Here is a 23,224-nt window from a genome sequence, read left to right as displayed (position 1 = left end):
TATGTTCCTAGTACTCTACGCCCCGGTTCGGAAGAAACTTATCCATCAGCAGTTTGGCCGTGATCAAGATGACAAACAGAATCATACCGACAGCGGATGCGTAACCGTAGTTGATGTACTCTTTACCGAAAGCAAGGTTGAACATATAGAGACCGATTACATCCGTGGAGCCGGATGGGCCGCCATTAGTCATAATCAGAATAAGCTCGAAAGTCTTGAGCGTGCTGATCACGAGGAACAGTGCGCTGACCCGGACGACGGGCAGAATGAGCGGCAGCGTAATCTTGAATAACCTCGTCATATGTCCTGCGCCTTCCATAATAGCCGATTCATACAGCGACTTGGGAATGCCCGACATAGCATTTACAAAAATGATGACATAGAGCCCGACGCCTCCCCAAACCCATGGTGGGATCAGCGCCCACAGTGCCGTACTATCGTTGCCCAGCCAATAAAAATGGTTCATATCGATCCCGAGCAGCTTCAGGCCGCTGTTAAGCAGGCCGTATGTGCCGTCATATATGAACGCCCATAATAAAGCAACGACGACAATCGATAAAACGTTCGGAAAAAAGAACAGGATTTTCAGGAACTCATTTTCCACATAACTCTTGTATGTGACCAGATAAGCAAGCAGTAAGGAAATAAGCACGACCAGCGCCGGTACCGTCGCCATAAAAATAAGATTGTGCTTAAGCGCCCGCCATACATACTCGTCCTGAATCGCGGTAACAAAGTTGCTGAGCCCTACAAACTTGGAATCCGTAAGCCCGTCCCAATCCAATAACGCATAGTAAACGGATAAAACATTCGGAAACAGCGTGAACAGCAGATAGCCCCCGAACGGCGGCACGACAGCCAGGATGAGAAAAATCCACTTCTGAGTCCGCGCTTTATCCAGTCCCATGCGGCCGGAATAAGAGGGTTTAACTTTCACTACAGTAGGTTCGGACAAAGGAAGTCAACTCCTATCAAGGGAAATGGAAAAGCGGAGAGGATCCCCTCCCCGCCTATAAACTTATTTCTTCTGAGCTTCTACGGCTTTCTTGAGCAAAGCGTCTGCTTCTTCGAGAATCGGCTTCGGATCCTGCTTGCCTAATACGATCTTCACCGTGGCTTCTTCCATCATCTTATTGGCTTTGGCCAGGTTCGGATCGGAGATGCTAACGGTTCTGTGCGGCTTATACGACCGGGCATCGTTATCCTTAATATACTTCAGAATCGCCTGCGCAGAGGTGGAGAGCTTAACGACTTTACTCGAATCGTCAATCAAGTCTTTTCTCATCGGGAGGGCGCCCGCTTTTTCTGCGGCAAACTGCTGGTTATCCAGCGTCATCAGCCACAGAATGAACTCCTTGGACCACTTCTTGTTCAGATCAGGCTTGCCGGCCCACATGTATTGGAAGTTGGTGATTCCGCTTCGGATCCAAAGTTTTTGTTCCACCTTATCCCTGAACGGCACCGCCATAAAGCCCCATTTGAAGTCTTCCGGAGTGGTCTTCTTCATTTCGTTCTCCACATGGCTTCCTGTGGAAACCATCGCGGCCTGTCCTTGAATCACCTGCATCTGGGACTGGGTATGGTTTAACGCCGGCAATCCTTCCGGGAAGTATCCCTTCTTGCCAAGCTCATACAGGCGGTTCCAGTGTTCCAAGCTTTCCTCGCTGGTAAATTGAGGGCCATTGTACGTTTTATAGTTCTCGATTACCTTATCTGCGTTTCCTTTGATATCGGCCAGCTCAAACAGCTTTGCAGGTCCAAAGGCCCAGTCATAGTAATTAGGGTAAACTCCCGGGAAAGTAATCGGAGCAAGGCCGTCCGCCTTAATTTTGGCAAGCAGGTCGTTAAACTCGGCCCATGTCTTCGGATTCTGGTTCCAGCCCTTCTGCTCGAACAGCGTCTTATTGAAGAACAATCCGCCGTAAGAGCTCGAGGTGGCAAACTCGTATACCTTTCCGTTCACCTTGGTGAACGATTCGGCGAGGCCCGGCATCATGAGTTCCTTCATTGCTTTGCCCGGTACGTCCGGAAGCTTTTTGTCGAACATGTCATCGAAAGGCTCGAGCTTACCGGCTTCTGCCAGGGAAATGATGCCTTGTGCTCCGGACGGCGGCGTGGTGTTGAAAATGTCGAACATGTCGTTATCGTTGCCTGCGGAAACTTTCGTTTGAATCATGCTCTTCATGTCCGCAGATGCTGTAACGTCGAAGGAAACGTTCGGGTATTTGGCCTGGAAGGATTTTACGGCATAATCGAACCATTCCCTTCCATAGCCTCCCATGAAGAAGCCGATCTTCAGCGTCACTTTTTCCGTCTTCGACAGCCCGTTTTCGTAGACATCTTCTTTAGTCTGATTCTGAGGCTGACTCGCGGAAGGCTTTTCCGTTTTTCCTGTACACCCTGCAAGCAGAGAACCTGACATAGCAACTGCCAAGCTTAAAGCCGTAAGCTTTCCAAATTTGTTTCTCATACTTAAACCCCCCTCGAATTAATAAAGAAAATTGATTTATTAAATCCAATAATACAGTGTAATTGTTTGGCGATGATTATCGTTTTGTAAGGGATCTGTTAAAAATCGCTGATTAATAAGGTTTGAACGCGCTTACAATTTACACTCTATTAATAAATCAATTTTATTTATTATTATCCTACCTCTTTTTTCTTGTTGATACAATAGAAATCTTTCGACAAAATCCCTGACTTTACCCAGTAATGTCCTGCGTGGTAAACTAATTTCTACTAAGAGAATAAACGTGTTCAGTTCAAGGAAGAGGTCGACTTATGTCCACATTGAAACATGCAAGCCACACGCTGCTTAAATCCATAAATCAGCAGAAGGTGCTGCATCTGATCTATTCGGAATGTCCGATCTCCCGTGTAGAGCTAGCTGGAAAAACCGGACTTAGTCAGCAAACCGTCACCAACATCGTCAACCGGCTTCTCGAGGATCAAGTGATCGTCGAAGGCGCACCGCAATCCCTTGAGAGCGGCAGCGGCCGTAAGCGCGTCCCCCTGCTGCTTAACGGTTCCCGATTCAGTGCGATCGGAATTGAATTGTCAGGCACATCGGCACGGGGGGCGGTATATAATTTTCAGCACGTCCGCTTGGCGGAAGCTGAAGTGAAGGCAGACCGTTACGAGACCGAAGAGGACTTGCTCCGGGTGATCCGCAGTGTAATTGACAAACTCATGGGCCAGATCCCTGACCCTACCTTCCTGAAAGGAATCGGCTTCAGCGTCCATGGACTCGTTGACTCCTCCGAAGGCATTCTGCTTCGCTCGCCGGGGCTCGGCTGGAAGCGGATACCGCTTGCGAAGCTGCTCGAGGAAGAGTATGGGCTGCCCGTCTTTCTGGAGAATGACACCAATCTGCTTGCGCTCAACGAAAATATGGGCGGAAGTCTGATTTCCTCCAAAAACAATGTGACACTTAAATTAGCCAGAGGCATCGGGGGCGCCATCGTCGTAGAAAAGCTACTGGTCACCGGCTCCTCCTTCGTAGCAGGCGAGGTTGGCCACTATAAGGCGTTTATGCCGCCCTACGATTATGAGTGCTACTGTGGTGGCAGAGGGTGCCTAACCACATTGGCTTCCTCCAGGGGCTTGCTGCGGACGCTCGGTCGGAGTTGGGAGCAGTTCAATGAAGCTGTCCGCGCCGTAGACCCCGAAACCGTTAAGCTGAGCGAGGTGGTGAGGACGGCGATCGTTTACGCCGTTGCCAATATCGTCACCCTGCTCAATCCGGACAGTATTCTGCTCACCGGGTTTATGCTCCCGGTATGGGGGGAGTCGTTCGTCGACGAACTCAAAGCGCGGGTGATGGCCCAAGTACCGGAAACGTGCCGGAACGTAGAGTTTCTACACCTTACCGACGTGGAGGACGAGACTGCACTGGCCGTCGGGCTTGTCGTGCAGAGCGTGTTCAAGATCCCGCTCGATAGCCTGTCGCTGTGACTGGCAGTCACCGCTCGGTTGTACATCAGTAAACTGGAAATACAGGGTTATAGACGATATTTTCACAACGAAAAACCCCTGGAAGAGATGAGCAATCTTCCAGGGGCTTTTGTTTATTTGCGTCTTCCAAGCAGGTTATCGGTTCCAGACTCGAAGCAGGGCCGCAGCTTTATCATTCATCCACTGCCTGGCGTCGGCTGACGCTAGTTCTTCAAGTGCTTTATTGTTGAGATGCTTAATAAAGTCCTCGATCTTCTTGGCTGCCTGATCCTGCTGTCCCTTCTGCACATGGCTCTCCGCCTGGCTCAGCGCATTCTCCAGCTGTTTGGCCAGCGGATGGGTAACCTTACCGGGGGCAATAAAGCGCTGCAGGCCGTTCTGCAGAGCAGGCAGGTCGATCGATGTCTTAAAACTTACCGGCTCGCTGAGCACAGATTCTGCTCCCGACGAGTGCACAGCCTTGACCTGGAACGAATACGACGTATCCGGCTCCAGTCCCATCAAGTTGTACACCGTGCCAGTCACAGTGGAGAGGGCTCCATGACTGCCGTACACCTGGTAGGTCACGCTGCTTCCGTCGGATGCCATTACCGGTGACCAGCTCAACTGCGCCGAACCCGCGATCACGTTTGCAACCTTCACGTCTTGCGGCGCTTCAACGGTAAGGCGGGTACGGAAGGACCAAATATCCGAGTACATCCGTCCTCCGAAGTTGTCCTCCGCCAGTGCGTACCATTCATAATTCGTGCTTCCTTTCAGGCCGTTCCAGTTGACCATAGCTGTAGAACCGCTGGCAGCCTGCGCCGATCCAATCGCATCGTTAGCGTACACTTTTACCGTCATCGCGTCGGTCGCCACTCTTTTCACCATCGGCTTCAGGTCCACCGAAAGTTTAAACTCGTCCTTGCTCGGATCGTAATAATTGTAATCATCCAAATACGGTGAATACGTATTAACATAGACGGTATCCGTCTCCGTATCAAAATGCAAAAGCTTCAAATATCCATTGCCGCCGTTCGGAATGCCCTGATAATCATTAAGAATCTGGTGCACTTTGCGATCCGGCTGTCCGTCCTTGTTATCATCAAGCTGGTCGGTACGCAGTGCACTTCCGGTGAAATGACCGCTCATGACCATCCATACGTTAGGATTCGGAACTACTACTTTCTGGTAAATCTCGTTGCCAGTTGCGGATCTCGTTGCGTTATTTTGCAAATAATTATGAACCACAATGGCCGCTTTTCGATCCGGATACTGCTTCAGAACGCTGTTCATCCAGTCCATATCCTCATCATTCATACCCCAGCCCATGTAGACGAAAATAAAATCGTTGCCGCTTGCCGATATCAGGTCATAGTGACCTTTGTTATCTTTGTACGACTCTCCGTAGTAAGGCTTATCCTTAAAGCGGTTCTCTCCGAAATACTTCGAGAATTCCGAGTAATCCGGCACTGATGTCGCTCCTCCGTCGAACACGTCATGGTTGCCCGCGACTAAACCCCAAGGAATTTGGGCGTCTTCCACCACCTTCATAAACTTATCCGCACGTTCCCACTGTCCTTTGATGCCTGCGGAGTTTACAATGTCCCCCACTTGCATCACATATTGAATATTCATCGATTCTTTGGCGTCGCGCAGGAAATTGACTTGGGACTCAAAATACTCCGGCTGAATTTCCGCGTAGATCTGTGTGTCCGGGATAGAGGCAATGGTAAAATCGTACTGCTCACGGCGCGGAATCTCGTCCTGAATCAGGACTTGGACTTTGCCGTTTCTTGCATAATTGCCGCCGTCCACCGCCGCTGAGAGGTTAAAGTCTTCCTCGGAAATGGCCACTGTGGACGCTAGGGAATCCCACTTTGCCGCAGTATGATTCCATGCGTACAAACCTACTTTACGACCCTTGAGCGAATGCCCTTCCCAACTTAGCTCGAGACGATCGCCGGCGCCGGTTTCCGCCATCACTTCCACTTCAAAGCGCTGATAAGGAAACTGTTCAGTAGAGTCACTAGTGACGTAACGGTCATCGGAGGCTCCGGCGGCTGTTTGTTCTTCGGCGGTCAGCTGCGTTTCTCCCGGACTCGTCAAGGTCAAAGGAGGCTCTACATCAGCCGCATGCTTGTAAGCGGTCACTCCCGCGTCCGCGGCGGTGATCTTTTGCCCTTTAAAGAACTTTACGTTCAGCGGGTCGCCGGTCGGATCGGAAACCGATACCTGCAGGCTCACATTCGTGTCCGTATCCTGTGCATCGTCCGCCGGCGCCGCTAGGAGCGGCTTACCCGGAAGCTCTGCAGGCGTTGTGAACTTGATTGTTTTCTCCGTCGATTTGCCCCCGGCGTCTACAGCCTTAAGCACAAGATTATGCTCCCCCGGAGTGAGAGCTGCAGAGGAGGTGGAATACGGAACCTCAATAAGCTTACCATCCAGATTCACCTCGAAGGATTTGACGGAGGAAGCCGCATCCGATGCGGAAGCTTTTATCTCAAAAGCCCCTTTGTAAGTACTGCCTTCCGTAATATTCGCAGTTACAACCGGACCTTGATTGTCTACCATCACGCTCGCTGTGTCCTTGCTGCCGTCAGGCAGAGTCACCTCGACCCGATGAGGTCCGTCAACGGCTGCTGCGGTGTTCCATCGGTAGGAGATCCCGTCCCAATAGCGCTCGGGAATCGTGAAGTTGAAGTACACAACCGGAAGGAAGCGTCCGTTATCTCCCATGTCCAATATGGTGGCCGGATTCGCATATTTCGGGTCACGGATGACCGTCCCGTCCGCCAAAACAAGCCGGACATTGCGGATATTGAAATCATCCAGGCCGGGCTCCGGCTGGTTCTCATAATAAGGTCGGGTTGATGAACCCGCTCGCAATGCAATTGGATTCGCCTGACCGTACTTGAACAAATCGGGCCGTACCGGCACCACCATGGTTTTGTAATCATTGGTTTGGAACGGAATCAAGTACAGCGTCTCGCTGCCCATGGTGGTCACGTTCTGCCCTACATTTATGTCGTCCGCTTCAAATACAAAATAAGCCGTTTTCTCCATGGCTCGTTCCGTTGGACTGACCGGCTGGCCGTCGATCGACAGCGACATGGACCCTGCGGTGGTAGACGAACCGATCAGAACCCGCTCACCAGACAGAACATAGCCATCAAGAACGTTCAGCGCAGGGCTTTTCTCATTCCCAGCCAGGCTGATCGTTTTTGGAGCCGTTGACGTTGTGTTGAAGGTATCGGATGCTTGGAAATAGTAGTCGAGTGTCGGGCTCCCGAACCATTCCATCATCTCCAACGAGTAGCGGAAGCGTCCGTCAGCGCCGCGAGGCGAGGTTACCATTTTATAATTCGTCGTCTTGTTGGATTTATAGTATAGATTAACGGACGCAAGAAGACGATCATCTGCCGCTTCGGCCATCAGCTCAATTGGCTTGATCAGGTCAATGCCGGAGTGATCTGAAAGATCCTTTACCGACGGCGGGACAGGGTCGTTCACAGTGAGGACAGGCTCCGCGGGTACATTAGCCGGGTTGAAGGTTCCCGGGGAGGCCGGCAACGTCTTGGAGCTGAGCTTCTTCATATCGAGACTGCCGGCGTCTGGAACGCCGTACTCAATACTCATATCCGCAGCTGTATCGATCACGCCTGGATTAAAGCTCGCACGTACAATGTCGGTTCCTGTATTAGTAGCTACTACGAGGGTTCTTTCCCTCAGGTTGTTAAGACCGCCGGGAATCCGGACAATGTCTTTATTTTCAACGAGCGAGGTTTGAAAATGCTGATTAAAGTCAGCCACCGTCTTGGGCTCCCCTGACGCCGTAACCGCCCAGAAAACCATGGCCTGCTTAGGCTGGATGATAATCTGTTTATCGGTGTAAGGCCGCCAGAATAAATCCTGGCCAGGCTCTCCCGGGTACCTGTATAAAATAGAATAGTCCTTGAAGTCGATCGGCTGGTTGCTGTTGTTATAAACCTCTAGGTACTCGTAGGGATCCTCTCCCAGCGCATCGTCTCCACCCGAATCGGGGACCATTTCAGTAATGAGCATGCGGGGGATTCCAGCTACCGCTTCGAGTGCGGCTGCGCTTTCTGTAGCTGCAGCGCTGCTAAGCTGCAGAAGAGAGCTGGCGGCAAGGTGCGCGGCCATCAGGCAGGTGAAGCTGCGGGTTAACAGTTTCTTGTTCACTTGTTAGTCATCTCCTTGTTTTCAATTTTCACATGATTTCGAAGTACAGGAAATAGCTTCATTCGTTTATTCAATTAATAAATCATTTAGATTTATTAATTACCGATAATATCATTCGCCATCAATGCAACGTTTCCTCTTTTGTTTTTGTAAACATTTTTTTAAGATATGGCGATGGATTATAAGTGAGGGGTGTAAGCAGAGCCGCGGCATATTTTGATAGCGGAGATTCCAGTTCAAGCTGCGATGACCCCAAGTGGGGTACATTAGTTTTTTCTTAATCATAGATTACTACCCATTCAAAAAAAGAAGCAGACAACAACTGTGACTCATCAGATGTCTGCTTCTTTTTGTATCTTTATTCATTAAATTATATAAAAATATTTTTTAAGTATTTCCGAAACAAAACGTCTAATAAGCTATTCTAAAAAAATAATAAAAAAAAATATAATAATAGGAAGGAAGGATGATAAAGACAAGCATCTGAAATAGTCATTTACCTCGTTTAATTTTATCAGAGAATCACCGTTGACAATGATTCTCAATAGAAGTATACTAATTTTATTGATAATGATTTTCATTATCGAACTTACAATAACAGCTTGTTTAATACTCACTTATTCCGTAGTCCATTTCATGGTTTACGTATGGGCCACAACCTTTTCTAACTCCTCAACCCTCGTGCAAAACCCTTTGACCATGATCCCGCAAGTCATGGCTCAAGGGGTTTTGTGCGTTTTTTGCCTGTTTCCAGATCAGAATACCTAGGTTGTTGGCTTATGTACGAAGTGGATGAACACATGCTGGACGATGACTTTCATCACGGCGAAGAAGGGTACCGCTAAGATCAATCCCACAACCCCAGCTACCTCTCCACCAACAAGCAAGGCGAAAATGATAAACAGCGGATGCATGTGCAGCGTCTTACCTACTACTTGAGGCGATATCACATTCCCCTCGAGAATCTGCACGGTTAAATTAACAAGTGCAACGAATAGCACCAATCTCAACGAGACAGTTGAAGCCATAATAATGGCAGGTGCCGCGCCAAAAAAAGGCCCCATATACGGGATGATATTGAAAATCGCGACAACGCTGGCAAGCAATAACGGGTATGGCATTCCGATCAGCCAATAGCCCAAATAAGCTAGCACGCCAATAATCAAGCACACGAGGAGCTGTCCTCGAATATAGTTACCAAGCGCCGTATCAATGTCCATGAGTAGGGAGACGGTTTTTTTGCGATGCTTCATCGGAACGATGGCTAGCGCTGTTTTCTCGATAATCTGGAAATCCTTCAAGATGTAGAAGGCCAGGAATGGCACGATGAAAGCGATAAAAAGCATATTGATCGTCGTTCCAATTTGATTCATATAATTGGCAACCGCCATGGAAATCTTCGTCTCCAGCTTCCCTATAGAATGATTAAATCCATTTCGAACGCTGTCAGGCAGCAGTTGATTTTGATTAAAGCCATCTACAAGGGATTGTGCCCGCATCGCCATTTGCGGCATATGTTCATTTAATTCAGCAGCCTGCTCCACAAACATCGGCGTCATATTCATAATAATAACCGTCACTGATGTGATAAACACACTATAAATCAGCAATACGGCAATCGTTCTCGGCACTTTGCGTTTGTTTAGAATCGTGACTACAGGATTTAAAATATACGAGATGATTATCGCTATGAAAAACGGCATCACAATCGCTTTAATGAATGTGAAAAAGTGAAACAATATAGGTTTAATCAGCAAAAGCAAATATAACCCGACTAAGATTAATAAGGCATATATCATCCCCACAAACCATTTATTACTCAAAAATCGTTCCATGCTGCCTCCACCTCTGTCATTTGAATTCAACGTAACGTTCATACAGTATGTGTACTAGCTGTCCAAATTAATCCTGACTTGGCACCTCATGACAAAAAAGCGTTATTGTTCAAGCGAATCCTCGCCTGACCAATAACGCTTCATACATATTAACTTTAGTTCACGTGTTCGTGGATATGAGAAACTTCTTCCTCAAAAAACAAATCATCCAGAGAACTTAACGTACCATCTTCCTCAACTTGATAGACGGACATCTTATCTCCGTTTACGCTGAGTTCGATGAAACAACCCCAGCAGTAAAATTGATGGGAACCGATCTTTCCAATATCTTTGGAATTACAGTTTGGACAACGCATCATGCTCACCCTATTCTTCTTTGGATACGAAGAGTTCTTCTACTTCCTGAGCGCAATGTCCAGGCACGATGATCGCATCTTCCCCCATGGTTGCCGTGTCTGGCATGGGAAGCCACTTTCGCCCTTCTTTTAAATCAGAAATAAACCCTTCGGACAATTCATAACCTACTATTTGTTTTCCCCAATTCTGGTTTAAATAAACATCTTCTACCACGCCTAATTCGTGCCCTCCCACTGTGATGACTGGGAGTCCCTTAATCTTGTCGCTTCCCTCAAGAAAAGCATGGCACTCATTCTTCTGCCCAAATTCGCAAATGACACTATCGTTCGGTATGGTTATAGCATCCTCACCGGCAGCAACGATTCCCTCCCATGAAATGTATCGTAAGGACGAGAACCACGTCTTTGCTTCCAGTATGATGCCGCTTATGTTCCACGTTGGGTCAATCAATAAATCCTTTACTTCACCAACTTGCTTACCCGACTCAACGGTTACCACGGGAAGTCCTATTAAATCATGCGCTCTGCGCAAGCGTAACGCCTCCTAGAACCACCCAGTACTACTTATTACGCAACCGCTGGATAATGGTTGCAACTTTTTGGGCAGCTGTTTCGATTTGTTCTTTAGAATTCCCCATTCCAAAGCTAAATCGCACAGCGGAGTGTGTCACATTTTCTGGAAGTTTCATGGCTTGTAAGACATGTGAAACTTCAAGTGAGCCAGACGTGCATGCAGAGCCGCTTGCAGCAGCTACCCCTTCTAAATCAAGGTTCATTAAGAGTGTTTCTGTTGAAACACCTGGAAAAGAAATGTTTAAAATGTGTGGGACATGCCATGCCTTATGCCCGTTAATAATAAATCCCTCACAGCCCAATTGCTGTTCTAAGATGGAAATCATGTGTTCGCGAAGCTTACTTGCTTGTGTGTAGTTGCGTTCTTGGAGCGGAAGAATGGTTTCAACTGCTTTAGAGAAGCCGGCGATGGCGGGGATATTTTCAGTTCCTGCCCTGCGCTTGCGTTCTTGTGAACCACCGAATACGTGAGGAAGCAGCTTTGTATGCTTGGAAACGTAGAGGGCACCTGCACCTTTGGGGCCATAAATTTTGTGGGCAGACAGACTCACGAGATCGACCGGCAGTTCTGCAAGATTCAGGGCAATCTTACCTAGAGCTTGCACAGCATCGACATGAAAGGCAATGCCATATTGTCGTGCTAGCCGACCTACTTGCTCAATGGGTTGGATGGTCCCCACTTCATTATTGACATACATCATAGAGATTAGAGCTGTATCGGGACGAATAGCTGCTTCCACATCTTCTATTTGAACAAGTCCATCTGAACCTACCGGGACATATGTAACTTCAAATCCAAGACTTTCCAATTGCTCACAGGGATGAAGCACAGCATGATGCTCAATCGCAGTCGTTATGATATGCTTTTTGCCACCTTGATCCCCATGCATGATCCCAAAGATCGCCATGTTATTGCTCTCTGTTCCGCCGCTTGTAAAGATAAGCTCACCAGGCAAACAGCCTAAAGATTTCGCCATACCATCACGAAAGCGATTCAGCGCAGTTCTAGCCGCACGGCCAAAGCTATGCGTACTGGATGGATTACCATAATTTGCTGTATAGAAAGGCAACATAGCCTCCCATACATCAGCATGTACGGGCGTTGTTGCAGCATGATCAAGATAAATAGGTTCCATGTGTCACCTAAATGTAAAACATGTAATTATCGTTTTTACCTTTATCCTCAAAAGAAATCAGATTCGCCAATGTTGTGGAGTCCAGCACTTCTGCAATGCTATCACGTATACGAATCCACAAGTCCCGTTTGGCAGGATCATCTTCTTCCGTAAAATCTACGGGGCTGATCGGTCCTTCAAGTACGCGAATTACTTCACCTGCTGTTACTTGCTCGGCAGATTTAGAAAGAATATAACCACCGTAAGCTCCGCGAATACTTTTGACTAAACCCGCATTCCGTAAAGGAGCTACAAGTTGCTCAAGATAATGTTCAGAAAGCTGATGTCTCTCAGCAATACTTTTCAGTGAAGTCGGTCCTTCACCCACTCGGTTGGCCAATTCCATCATGATCGTTAATCCATAACGACCTTTTGTGGAAATCTTCAAAATTAACACCTCATTCAACATGATATGCCATCAAGGAGTCTGTATATATCGCCAAAACATGAGATGCTTACCAAATCTGCTGCTCACGTTTTAACGCCAGGGTCGTCCCTATCTAGGTAAACAGCGTTTCCATTTTTCGCAAAAACATTCCAAAACATCCGTATATCGTATCTATGTTATCACAAAACCCTTGTATTGTGGGGGAAAAACAATGACATTCTCATGAAATATTTTAAATTTAAGCAATTGGCATGTATAATAGTAGTGTTCAAAATGAACAGCTCCACAAAGTCAAGCAAGATGGAAAAGAGGTTTACGCTATGGAAACAAAAAAACGTGTCATCTTAGGTATGTCTGGAGGTGTCGATTCTTCGGTTGCCGCGCTGCTGCTCAAAGAGCAAGGTTATGAAGTCATTGGCATTTTCATGAAAAACTGGGACGACACTGACGAATTTGGTCATTGTACCGCAGAAGAAGACGCAGAGGATGTCAGACGGGTCTGTGACCAACTCGACATTCCTTTCTATACAGTAAATTTTGAGAAGCAGTATTACGACAAAGTTTTCGCCTACTTTTTGGACGAGTACACCAAGGGCCGCACCCCAAACCCAGATGTCATGTGTAACCGTGAAATCAAATTCGGAGAGTTGCTGCAAAAAGTGCTCGATTTAGGCGGCGATTACATCGCTACTGGACATTACGCACAAGTAAAGGAACAAGACGGTGAATACGTGTTGATGCGTGGAAATGATGCTAATAAGGATCAAACTTATTTCCTTAACGTGCTTAATCAACAGCAGCTTGCCAAAGCGATGTTCCCTATCGGTCACCTGCCCAAGCCCAAGGTACGTGAAATTGCTGAAGCAGCTGGTCTTGCAACGGCGAAGAAGAAAGATAGCACCGGGATTTGTTTCATTGGCGAGCGTGACTTCAAAACATTCCTCAGCCAATACCTCCCTGCACGGCCAGGCAATATGGTCGATATTCGTAATGGTGAAATCAAAGGGCGTCATGACGGGTTAATGTATTACACATTAGGTCAAAGACAAGGCCTCGGGATTGGTGGATCCGGCTCTGGTGAGCCATGGTTCGTTGTGGACAAAAACTTGGAGAAAAATGAATTGCTCGTTGTGCAAGGCGAACAGCATCCTGGGCTTTACTCCAAGGGTCTAACAGCTACTGATATAAACTGGATTTCTCCGAAGAAACCAGAAGGTGCATACACCTGTACAGCCAAATTCCGCTATCGCCAAGCGGATCAAGGCGTTGTGATTACCTTGCAGCCAGATGGCAGCTGTGAAGTTGTTTTCGATAAGCCGCAAAAAGCAGTCACACCAGGCCAATCTGTTGTCTTTTATGATGGTGAGATATGTCTAGGCGGCGGTGTGATTGATAAGGTCCATAAGTAAGAGTACAGCAAGCATAAGGGCAAGAAATGAATGCAAAGATTAGTGTGGAGGAGAATGTGTATGGCTATGAATGAGATAACGATAAAAGCTGATACGTATGAAGATGTGAAGAGGCTCATTAAGGAAATTGGTATTATGCCCCTCTCTTCGTTTATCCCTGAGCATCCTTCTCTTGAATCCTTAACGGTCCATGAGCAATGGCATACTGGACTCGAAACAGATCCTTGGTTATGGCGTGATCGTCTTCCGGGTGACGGTCTTGCTGCTTATGGACGGTTTTTCGCCAAGAAGCCCTTACTCATTTCGTCTGAGCTATTTCCGTTGATCAAAAACTTACTGGATGATCCCTACACGGTGGACGAGCGTTATTCGGATGGCGAGCTGTCCAAAGCGGCTGTAGATGTCTATCACGCTATTGCCGGCAATGAAGGCATTGATGTGAAAGCTCTGCGCGCTGCGACCGATTTGAAATCGAAAGAATCCAAGAATGAATTTGATCGTGCCTTGATTGATTTGCAGAGCAAAGCAGACATCGTGATTGCGGGAATTAGTGAGCGTCTGAACGCCAATGGTACGAAAAACGGCTGGAACAGCACATGTTATATGACGGCATCGCATTGGATGGAGCTGCATGGCATAGAGAAGAATATACTGCCAACACCTGAAGCTAAAGCTCAGCTGCGAACGCTGCTGCAGGAAAAGTACAGCGAGGTTGCTGGCAAGTATTTGGGGAAAATTTTTAAGCTATAGTTGGGGGAGGAGCACTTAGGTGCTCCTTTTTTGTTGGAATGGAGTTGGATGTGGTGTGGCGGGATTGGGCTAGAAATATAGATTAACTGTAAAATTTACAGCTATTTTGAAGGATTCTACCTGAAAAATTGGTTTAGATGGATTATATGTAGTTAATTCTGCCCCTTTTGGCTATATTGGTTTAAATAGTCGAAATTCCTAGCGGCGATCCTCGCTATAGGCTCGGATTTCGAGTTTAACCACGAGGGATCTTGCTTTACAACCACGTTTTTGCTGTTATTTACCGTTCACAATGACGCATGCCTGCTCCCACTGTCGCACACGCTACAAACGAAAGGTGTGAGCGATACTGAGCAAAATCATAGCTATTTTACTCATGTTTGGCTTGAGCTGGGTTGGATCTTCATCTGTATTTGTAGTAGACGCCATCCAACAAGGAAACGGTGGTCATATCGGAAAGGCGCCCATACATGACCCCTCTTATGCTAAGTGGAGTCGTCTTGCCTTTCACGAAGCCGGTAAGGTGTATACATTGCTGGATTACAAATACATCGGAAAATCCACTGTGTCACCGGGTGTCGTACAGCAGCAGTTTCGCTTCTGGGTCAAAAAGAATGGCGATGAATTCCCGCTCATCGTCTCGATTCGTTATGATCCCGTTACAGAAAAGGTATTTACCATTCTTATGGAGCAAGAAAATAGAGGGACTCTACGGATTCTATGAATCTGTAGACGTCCCTCTTCTTTTATGCTGATTAAGCTTCATCTTCTCTTCAGTGCCTTGATTAGTTGCCGCAAAAATCACTTCATACTGAATCTCATCCGGCAAGTACTGCTGACGCACATAATGCCCCGGGTAATTATGCGGATACATATAGCCTTTATGACCGAGCTTCTCCGCACCTTTGTAGTGTGTATCACGCAGATGCAGCGGAACTTCCGCTGATCTCACCCGCTCCATCAGCTCCTGTGCGCGCATGATGGCAAGCGGGATTGAATTAGACTTCGGACTTTCCACAGCGAATAAAATTGCCTGGGAAATGATGTACTTCGATTCCGGCCAGCCGATCTTATGGTAGGCATCCATCGCCGTGACAGACTGGACCATTGCCTGCGGATTGGCGAGTCCAATATCTTCGCTGCAAGCAACGATGAGACGCCGCAGGAAGGTCATAGGATCCATGCCGAGCTTCTCGACAGCATAGAGGAACCAGAACAGCGCGGCGTCGCTAGAGCCGCGCACGCTTTTGTGAAAGGCGGACAAGACGTCATACTGCGTCGACTCGTCCGCTTTCACGATCGGGCGGCGGATCGACTCCTCCGCCACCTCGCGTGTGATATGAACCGTGCCGTCCGGTTCAGGTGAAGTCGTCAGCGCTGCAAGCTCCAGCGCATTCAGGGATCGGCGGATGTCGCCATTGGCCATCTGCCCGATATGCTCCAGCGCCTCCTCGTCAACGTGGAGGCGCATGAAGCCGAGCCCCTTCACGGGATCGGCGATGGCTCTTCGCATGGCGATGAGCGCATGCTCCGCCGTGAGCGGCTCAAGCTGAAACAGCGTCGAGCGCGACAAGAGGGCCCCGTTCACATGGTGAAAGGGGTTCTCTGTGGTCGCCCCGATGAAGATGAGGATGCCCTGCTCCACCGCAGGAAGCAGCGCATCCTGCCGCGAGGTGTTGAAGCGATGGACTTCGTCCAGAAACAGGGTCGTTTTACGCCCGTACATCGCTTTGGTGCTTTTGGCCAGCTCAATGATTTCACGGACGTCCTTCACGGAAGCATCAACAGCGTTGAGCTTCATAAATTCGCCTTGGGTCCGATTAGCAATAATGTTCGCTAACGTCGTCTTCCCTGTCCCTGGAGGTCCATAGAGAAGAATTGAAGTCACTTGATCAGCCTCAATTGCCCTTCGCAGGAGCTTGCCTTTGCCCACAATTTGTTCCTGACCGATATATTCATCCAATGTCGTTGGCCGCATCCGGTCAGCTAAGAGCTTCCCCACTGGATCTTGTGATGACGCATATGTAAACAAATCCATGATTAGTTTCCTTTACTTGGTGTTAAAAGTTGGTCTGTCCATTATACCTTGTCAGGATTGGCATGTCATGTCTAGTCGAATAAAAAACTCCTCCAATGCGCTTGGAATTCGCATGGAGGAGCCATTTTAAACACAAATCTAATGAGAAACAACAGGCTCCTGCTGGGCATCCTGACGAGGTGCTGGAACTGCGAAACGAAGGGGTCCCGCAATAAAGGCAGCACCTAACCCCACAACACCAAAGGCTATACTAAGAATAAATCCATGATTGATCGCTGTCCCTAGCGAGTCGCGCAGGAAGTTCATTGTAGCTGGAGACAGTTCCGAACCTACACGTATTAATTGCTCAGGATTGGCTAGTGTAGCAAGCTTATCAAGCGGCATTTGATGAGCGGCAGCACCATCCTGAATAAGGCTATTGTAGTTATTGTTCACGATGGTCGCCATAATTGACGCTCCTAGAACCCCGCCAATATTCCGCCAGAACCCAACAATTGAGGAGCTGACACCGATATATTTATGATCTACACTTTGCGCAACGGCATTTTGAGCCACACTCATTAAGGGTCCGATCGCACCAACGCCAAGAATGACCATAAGCACGATCATATAGAACTTACTTGCATCATGACTTACTACGCTGAGCAGGTAACTTACAAGAATACCCGCTGTCATACTGAAAGCGAACAAAGCACGGAAGCTGAAGTAGCGTTGCAGGAACCCAAAGCCAACAGCACCAACCATTAAGGAGAACATCATGGGAGTCAGCAAACTATTCGAATTCGCATTGCCTAGAACCGCTGTTGAGAAAATAGGTAAATAAGCAATCGCCGAAAACATAATAGCACCTTGACATAGACAAGCTAAGACTGTGGCCAGAACCATCCGATTTTTGAATAAAGGTAACGGAAGAATAGGTTCATGCGCTCGGCGCTCAACTTGAATAAATAAGAAACCAACGACAACTGCAACGGCTAACAAGCTAATGATTTGCCATGAGCCCCAGGCATAATCCTTACCACCGAACTCAAGCGCCAGCATAAGCGAAATGGTTGTAACAATGAGAAACAGCGTACCTAGATAATCGATTTTCGGACGGCGATCAGAGCGAGATTCTTTTAAAGCAAAAAATAGTACAAGGAACGACAATACACCAAGCGGCAAATTCACATAGAAGCACCATCGCCAGCCCCATGATTCAGCTAAGAGCGTACCGATTTGCGGCCCAGCAACGGAAGATAGTCCAAATATCCCTGCAAATACGCCTGACAACTTCGCCGCCTGCTTGGGATCGGCAAATATCGTGTAAATGATCGTGAAAGAAATCGGGAAAATCGCTCCAGATCCGATACCCTGAATAGCACGGAACACAATAAGTTGGGTCATATCCTGGGCCATACCACATAATGCCGACCCAATCAAGAAGATCGAAATCCCAATCATATAAAACAATTTTCTACCGAACATATCCGACAACTTACCGAAAACAAGCATCGTGCTTGTGGAGGCAAGCATATACGCGGTGAATACCCAGCTTATTTTATCAAACCCATTAATATCGCTAATAATGTGTGAAATTGCTGCTGATGTCACGGTGTTGTCGAGTGCGGACATGAGAAGTCCAAGAGCCATCGCTAAAATAATCAAACCTGTTTTCTTATTCGCCATTTCGAAATCTACCTCACTTCTGTTCTACATTTTTTAAACGGGCTATCCCTTGTGCCAGGGTAAGGATCTGACTTTCTGAATTGTTGATGCCAATTTGAATGCATATTTCCTGTGTAGGCGACATCTCGGGCTGGCAATCCACGTACAGCTTGCGTAACCGCTCCAAATTTACCTTCGTTCGCTTAAGGTACTCTTCTAACACACCAACCATAATATCCGCCTCTACAAACTCGCCAAAAAACAACCGTGTCATCGCATCTGACTTGAACTCATTGTCTTCAACTGGACTGTACATATACTTTTTAAATTGAAGTTGCCCCTCCTCCGTAATGGAATAGAGATTCTTATTCGGTCTACCTTCTTGGATGACGCTTTCCTTGGTAATCAAACCATCCTTCTCCATTTTGCTAAGCGTGGGATAAATCGTGCCGAAGCTCGCGTTATTAAAGTAGGATAGAATCGTTTCCATCTTATGCTTGATGTCATATCCAGATAAGCTATGGTGCATCAATAAACCCAAAATCACATCTTGACTATTCATGTTGTGAAGCCTCCATTTTTTGTAACTGTCTCGCTCTAATTTTAATTTATCAGATTACATATATCGAGTCAACATATACTTAATTGATATATGTATGAATCCAAAAAAAAGACACCCATTTTAAATGGGCATCCCTAAGTGCTATGATTTTTTCTTCGCACCGATCTCCAACAAATCCTTCACAGCCGCACTCACCATGATAAGTCCTGCTACAGGAGGTACAAAAGAATTACTCGCAGGCGGTTGTTGCGCCTTACGTCTATCTGGTGCATCTGCAGGCACGATTTGCTCAGTAACGTCTTCCCGTGGCTTCATCGGTTCTTCCATCGAGAATACGACCTTCACACCTTTCTTAATGCCATCTTTACGTAATCTTTGGCGAATTACGCGTGCGATCGGATCCATACTTGTCTTAGAAATATCAGCAATTCTAAATTGCGTTGGATCCATTTTGTTTGCCGCGCCCATACAAGAAATCATCGGAATTTTGCGTTCAAGACATTGCTTGATCAGATGAATTTTGTAGGAAATCGTATCACTTGCGTCGAGCACATAGTCGATTGGGTACGCAAATACTTGCTCGTATGTTTCTTCTGTATAAAACATCCGGAGAGAAATAACTTCACACTCGGGGTTTATCAAAAGGATGCGGTCCCGCATCAGATCAGCCTTTGGCTGACCTACAGTTGTCGTAAGGGCATGGATCTGACGGTTGATATTCGTGATATCGACAACATCTTTGTCGATCAGAATTAAGCGTCCAACGCCAGATCGTGCTAAAGCTTCAGCTGCGATGGAGCCGACACCGCCAATACCGAGTACAACAACGGTACTATTTTTCATAATTTCAAGACCCTCAGGGCCTATCGCTAGTTCTGTTCGCGAAAATTGGTGAAGCATAAGGGAACACTTCCTCTTCAAAGTTCTTAGGCTTTAGCAGCAGGTTGCTTAAGCGCTAAGCGAATCGACAGTTGTTCTAGTTGTTTGTCATCCACCGTTCCTGGTGCATCCGTCAACAGATCTGTAGCACTTGCTGTTTTCGGGAATGCAATAGTTTCTCTTAAGTTCGTACGGCCTGTGATTAGCATCACCAAACGGTCAAATCCGAATGCAAATCCACCGTGAGGAGGCGTGCCATATTCAAATGCTTCCAACAAGAAGCCGAATTTCTCAACTGCTTCTTCTTTGGAGAAACCAAGAGCTGCGAACATTTTCTCTTGTACATCACGTTGGTAAATCCGCATGGATCCGCCGCCTACTTCATAGCCGTTCAAGACAAGATCGTAAGCTTGCGCACGAATTTGACCTGGATCTGTGTCGAAGAAATGAATATCATCTTCGTTCGGACGTGTGAACGGATGGTGTTCCGCTACATAGCGTTTCGCTTCTTCATCATACCCAAGAAGTGGGAAGTCCACTACCCAAGCGTATTTGAAGACGGAATCATCGATAAGTCCTAGTTGACGACCGATTTTCAGACGAAGGTTACCCAATACATCAGCAACAACTTTCTTCTTATCTGCAGAGAACAAGAGTAAATCCCCATCTTCCGCGCCCAAACGATCTGTTAAAGCTGCGATTTCAGCTTCGTTGAAGAATTTCACGATAGGCCCTTTGAACTCGCCATCTTTCACTTGAATCCAAGCAAGACCTTTCGCGCCGTAACGAGCTGCAAATGGTAGAAGATCGTCGATTTCTTTACGACTCCATGTGCCACAGCCTTTGGCATTAAGTGCTTTAACTTGACCACCGCCGTTTACAACGCTAGCAAATACTTGAACGCCTGAAGTGGAAACGATATCGGATACATCTTTCAGTTCAAGGTCAAAACGAAGATCAGGCTTATCTGATCCGTATTTCGCCATCGCATCTGCATGTGTAATCCGTTGGAACGGACGCGGAATTTCAACATTCGCTGTTTCTTTCATCAGTTTCACAACAAGCTCTTCGAGTATATCAAGAAGCTGATCCTGGGATAAGAAGGACGTCTCGATGTCGACTTGCGTAAACTCAGGTTGACGGTCTGCACGAAGATCTTCGTCGCGGAAACAACGAGCGATTTGGTAGTACCGCTCAAGACCACTAACCATCAACAATTGCTTGAAGATTTGTGGGGATTGTGGAAGCGCAAAAAACTCGCCTGGATGCACGCGGCTTGGTACCAAGTAGTCACGCGCGCCTTCTGGTGTACTTTTCGTCAAAATCGGTGTTTCCACGTCAATAAATCCTTGGGAATCCAAGAAATTACGGAATACGTTGGATGCTTTGGAACGCAGCATCAAGGTACGTTGCATTTCCGGACGACGCAGGTCAAGGTAACGATATTTCAAACGAACCGCTTCATCCACTTCCACGCCATCTTCGATGAAGAATGGAGGTGTTTTCGCTGCGTTCATAATTTCGATTTCTGTAACTTGAATCTCAATTTCACCTGTCGGGATGTTTTTGTTCACTGTTTCAACATCACGTTCTACTACTTTCCCTTTAACTGCAAGGACATATTCATTACGTGCACGGTCTGCAATCGCCAATGCGTCGCCAGAGAAATTCGGGCTAAACACCGTTTGTATTAAGCCACTGCGATCACGTAGGTCGATGAAAAGAAGGCCGCCAAAGTCGCGTCTTACTTGCACCCACCCGTTAAGTATTACTGTTTCGCCTACCTGGGCTTTCGTTAGCTGCCCGCAATGATGTGTTTTGAGCATCATAATGATTGTTGCCTCCTTGGATTGTTATGAATGATGTTGCTATCTATTCGAATAGTGTCTTTGCAGCTTGTGAGGCAAGATCCACTAAACTTACCGTGATTTGATTCCCTGTTTCCATCTTCTTCAGCGTAATTTCGCCGCGTGCTAACTCATCATCACCAAGAATCGCTACATACGTTGCTTGGAAACGATCAGCGGACTTCATTTGCGCCTTCATCTTGCGGCCCTGATAGTCCTTCTCTGCTTTTAAGCCTTGAACTCTAAGCTGGTGCAGAAGCTTCGTAATTTCTTTCTCAGCGGCTTCACCAAGACCAATTAGGTACACATCAAGCGGCTCTGGCTTCGGAATTTCAACCCCTTGTGCTTGCAGTACGAGTAGAATACGTTCAAGACCAAGGCCCAAGCCTACGCCTGGTTGATCAGTACCATGTCCACCGATCTGTTCGACTAGACCATTGTAGCGTCCGCCTCCACCTATCGTGTCAATCGCACCGATACCAGCTGCCTTAAATTCAAATGCAGTGTGCGTGTAGTAATCCAGACCACGTACCAAGCGAGGGTTAATACGGAATGGAATCTCCATCGCTGTTAAGTGCTCTTGCACCTGTGCAAAGTGTGTGCTGCACTCTTCGTCCAAGAACTCAAGGATGTCAGGTGCGCCTACGCCATGCTTTTGATCTATTTTGCAATCGAGAATACGCATTGGATTACGGTCGTAGCGCGACTGACAATCCTTACATAGCTGATCCTTCACTGGGGCAAAGAAAGCCTGCAGCTGCTCGCGGTAAGCCGTTCTAACCGCTGGTGTACCCACAGAGTTAACCTCCACGGTTACTTCTTTGAGTCCAATCTCTTTGTAGAACGTGTAGCCAAGCGCGATAACTTCTGCATCAATACTTGGATCCACCGAACCGAAGGCTTCAATGCCGAACTGGTGAAACTGGCGATATCTCCCCGCTTGCGGCTGTTCATAGCGGAACATAGGTCCTACATAAAACAGCTTCGTTAGATCAGGAATACCGTAAAGTTTATTTTCTACATACGCTCTAACAACCCCCGCCGTACCTTCCGGGCGAAGCGTCATGCTGCGATCGCCTTTATCAAGAAATGTATACATTTCTTTTTCGACGATATCTGTCGTTTCTCCAACTCCACGCGAGAAAAGCTCTGTACTCTCGAAAATTGGCGAACGGATTTCTTTGTAATTAAAACGTTGACACAAGTCTCTCGCTTTGGTCTCAAGGTACTGCCATTTCTCCACTTCGCCTGGAAGCAGATCTTGTGTACCTTTGGGCTTCTGAATACTCATCTAAGTAACCTCCCTTTTTCTCTACTTTCGCTCTCTTTCAAAAAGCAAAAAATCCCCCATCCCCGACTTACGTCAGGGACGAGAGATTTGATTAACAAATTCACCCGTGGTACCACCCACATTCAGCAATGCTATGTTTCTTGCTTACGCAATCAAACACAACTTGCTCTTTGCGGTTAACGCCCGCTATTCGCACAACTACTACTTAGCACACGAGTTCATTGCTGTTCCCAGTTGGTCCTCGGGGAGGTCTGTTCATTCACTCATCATGGGAAGCTTGCAGCCTAGGCTTCCTTCTCTGTACATGTGGGGGCGAATTACTGTGTCCCTTCAATGGA

Annotated in this window: 18 protein-coding genes; 4 read left to right on the top strand and 14 right to left on the bottom strand. The window is 47.2% G+C overall.

Annotation, left to right across the window (positions count from 1 at the left end):
* Window positions 1–7: 7 nt before the first annotated feature.
* Together ACSQ8P_RS09700 and ACSQ8P_RS09695 are read right to left on the bottom strand one after the other, a co-directional pair.
* Window positions 8–955, bottom strand: coding sequence for a carbohydrate ABC transporter permease (locus tag ACSQ8P_RS09700; RefSeq protein ID WP_436234977.1), 948 nt, complete (start codon window positions 953–955; stop codon window positions 8–10).
* A gap of 63 nt (window positions 956–1,018) precedes the next feature.
* Window positions 1,019–2,470 carry an ABC transporter substrate-binding protein gene (locus ACSQ8P_RS09695; protein WP_436234976.1) on the bottom strand — a complete coding sequence of 484 codons (1,452 nt, stop codon included), beginning with the start codon at window positions 2,468–2,470 and terminating at the stop codon, window positions 1,019–1,021.
* Between the two features lie 311 nt (window positions 2,471–2,781).
* On the opposite strand from ACSQ8P_RS09695, the gene ACSQ8P_RS09690 reads away from it, so the two are divergent.
* The gene (locus ACSQ8P_RS09690; RefSeq protein ID WP_056610466.1) at window positions 2,782–3,954 is read left to right on the top strand and encodes an ROK family transcriptional regulator; all 1,173 of its coding nucleotides are present in this window, start codon (window positions 2,782–2,784) and stop codon (window positions 3,952–3,954) included.
* A gap of 135 nt (window positions 3,955–4,089) precedes the next feature.
* Here the strand turns inward: ACSQ8P_RS09690 and ACSQ8P_RS09685 are convergent, their stop codons facing one another.
* The 6 genes from ACSQ8P_RS09685 to cymR all read right to left on the bottom strand — a co-directional run bounded on the left by ACSQ8P_RS09685 (window position 4,090) and on the right by cymR (window position 12,463).
* On the bottom strand, window positions 4,090–8,136 hold the full coding sequence (locus ACSQ8P_RS09685; protein WP_436234975.1) for an FIMAH domain-containing protein: 4,047 nt from the start codon (window positions 8,134–8,136) through the stop codon (window positions 4,090–4,092).
* A 764-nt stretch (window positions 8,137–8,900) separates the two neighbouring features.
* Window positions 8,901–9,971 carry an AI-2E family transporter gene (locus tag ACSQ8P_RS09680; RefSeq protein ID WP_436234974.1) on the bottom strand — a complete coding sequence of 357 codons (1,071 nt, stop codon included), beginning with the start codon at window positions 9,969–9,971 and terminating at the stop codon, window positions 8,901–8,903.
* A 155-nt stretch (window positions 9,972–10,126) separates the two neighbouring features.
* Entirely contained in the window at window positions 10,127–10,330 is a 204-nt protein-coding gene (locus ACSQ8P_RS09675; protein WP_028555750.1) for a hypothetical protein, read from the bottom strand.
* 7 nt (window positions 10,331–10,337) lie between these two features.
* Entirely contained in the window at window positions 10,338–10,859 is a 522-nt protein-coding gene (locus tag ACSQ8P_RS09670) for a PRC-barrel domain-containing protein (protein ID WP_436234973.1), read from the bottom strand.
* A 28-nt stretch (window positions 10,860–10,887) separates the two neighbouring features.
* Window positions 10,888–12,036, bottom strand: coding sequence for a cysteine desulfurase family protein (locus tag ACSQ8P_RS09665; RefSeq protein ID WP_436234972.1), 1,149 nt, complete (start codon window positions 12,034–12,036; stop codon window positions 10,888–10,890).
* Window positions 12,037–12,043: 7 nt separating this feature from the next.
* Window positions 12,044–12,463 carry a cysteine metabolism transcriptional regulator CymR gene (gene cymR / locus ACSQ8P_RS09660; RefSeq protein WP_057311968.1) on the bottom strand — a complete coding sequence of 140 codons (420 nt, stop codon included), beginning with the start codon at window positions 12,461–12,463 and terminating at the stop codon, window positions 12,044–12,046.
* Window positions 12,464–12,783: 320 nt separating this feature from the next.
* Between cymR and mnmA the strand changes: the two genes are divergently transcribed.
* The 3 genes from mnmA to ACSQ8P_RS09645 all read left to right on the top strand — a co-directional run bounded on the left by mnmA (window position 12,784) and on the right by ACSQ8P_RS09645 (window position 15,346).
* Window positions 12,784–13,872: a tRNA 2-thiouridine(34) synthase MnmA gene (gene mnmA / locus ACSQ8P_RS09655; protein WP_436234971.1), complete on the top strand. Its 1,089-nt coding sequence runs from the start codon at window positions 12,784–12,786 to the stop codon at window positions 13,870–13,872.
* Window positions 13,873–13,932: 60 nt separating this feature from the next.
* Window positions 13,933–14,622, top strand: coding sequence for an AlkZ-related protein (locus ACSQ8P_RS09650; RefSeq protein WP_436234970.1), 690 nt, complete (start codon window positions 13,933–13,935; stop codon window positions 14,620–14,622).
* A 376-nt stretch (window positions 14,623–14,998) separates the two neighbouring features.
* Window positions 14,999–15,346 carry a DUF3889 domain-containing protein gene (locus ACSQ8P_RS09645; RefSeq protein ID WP_436234969.1) on the top strand — a complete coding sequence of 116 codons (348 nt, stop codon included), beginning with the start codon at window positions 14,999–15,001 and terminating at the stop codon, window positions 15,344–15,346.
* On the opposite strand, the gene ACSQ8P_RS09640 is transcribed toward ACSQ8P_RS09645, so the two are convergent.
* From ACSQ8P_RS09640 to hisS, 6 genes are all read right to left on the bottom strand, one after another.
* A complete protein-coding gene (locus tag ACSQ8P_RS09640; protein WP_436234968.1) occupies window positions 15,341–16,660 on the bottom strand; it encodes a replication-associated recombination protein A in 1,320 nt (439 codons plus the stop codon). The genes ACSQ8P_RS09645 and ACSQ8P_RS09640 overlap by 6 nt on opposite strands.
* Window positions 16,661–16,798: 138 nt before the next feature.
* On the bottom strand, window positions 16,799–18,328 hold the full coding sequence (locus tag ACSQ8P_RS09635) for an MFS transporter (protein WP_436234967.1): 1,530 nt from the start codon (window positions 18,326–18,328) through the stop codon (window positions 16,799–16,801).
* 13 nt (window positions 18,329–18,341) lie between these two features.
* Window positions 18,342–18,869, bottom strand: a complete 528-nt coding sequence (locus ACSQ8P_RS09630) for a PadR family transcriptional regulator (RefSeq protein WP_436234966.1) — start codon at window positions 18,867–18,869, stop codon at window positions 18,342–18,344.
* A 141-nt stretch (window positions 18,870–19,010) separates the two neighbouring features.
* The gene (locus ACSQ8P_RS09625; protein WP_436234965.1) at window positions 19,011–19,769 is read right to left on the bottom strand and encodes a tRNA threonylcarbamoyladenosine dehydratase; all 759 of its coding nucleotides are present in this window, start codon (window positions 19,767–19,769) and stop codon (window positions 19,011–19,013) included.
* 26 nt (window positions 19,770–19,795) lie between these two features.
* Entirely contained in the window at window positions 19,796–21,577 is a 1,782-nt protein-coding gene (gene aspS / locus ACSQ8P_RS09620) for an aspartate--tRNA ligase (RefSeq protein ID WP_436234964.1), read from the bottom strand.
* Between the two features lie 43 nt (window positions 21,578–21,620).
* Entirely contained in the window at window positions 21,621–22,886 is a 1,266-nt protein-coding gene (hisS, locus tag ACSQ8P_RS09615) for a histidine--tRNA ligase (RefSeq protein ID WP_436234963.1), read from the bottom strand.
* Window positions 22,887–23,224 lie beyond the last annotated feature (338 nt).

It is taken from the genome of Paenibacillus sp. LjRoot153 (assembly GCF_964253085.1).
Lineage (GTDB): Bacteria > Bacillota > Bacilli > Paenibacillales > NBRC-103111 > Paenibacillus_E.
Note: the sequence above shows the minus strand (reverse complement) of the source record. Positions and strands in the feature narration are given on the sequence as shown.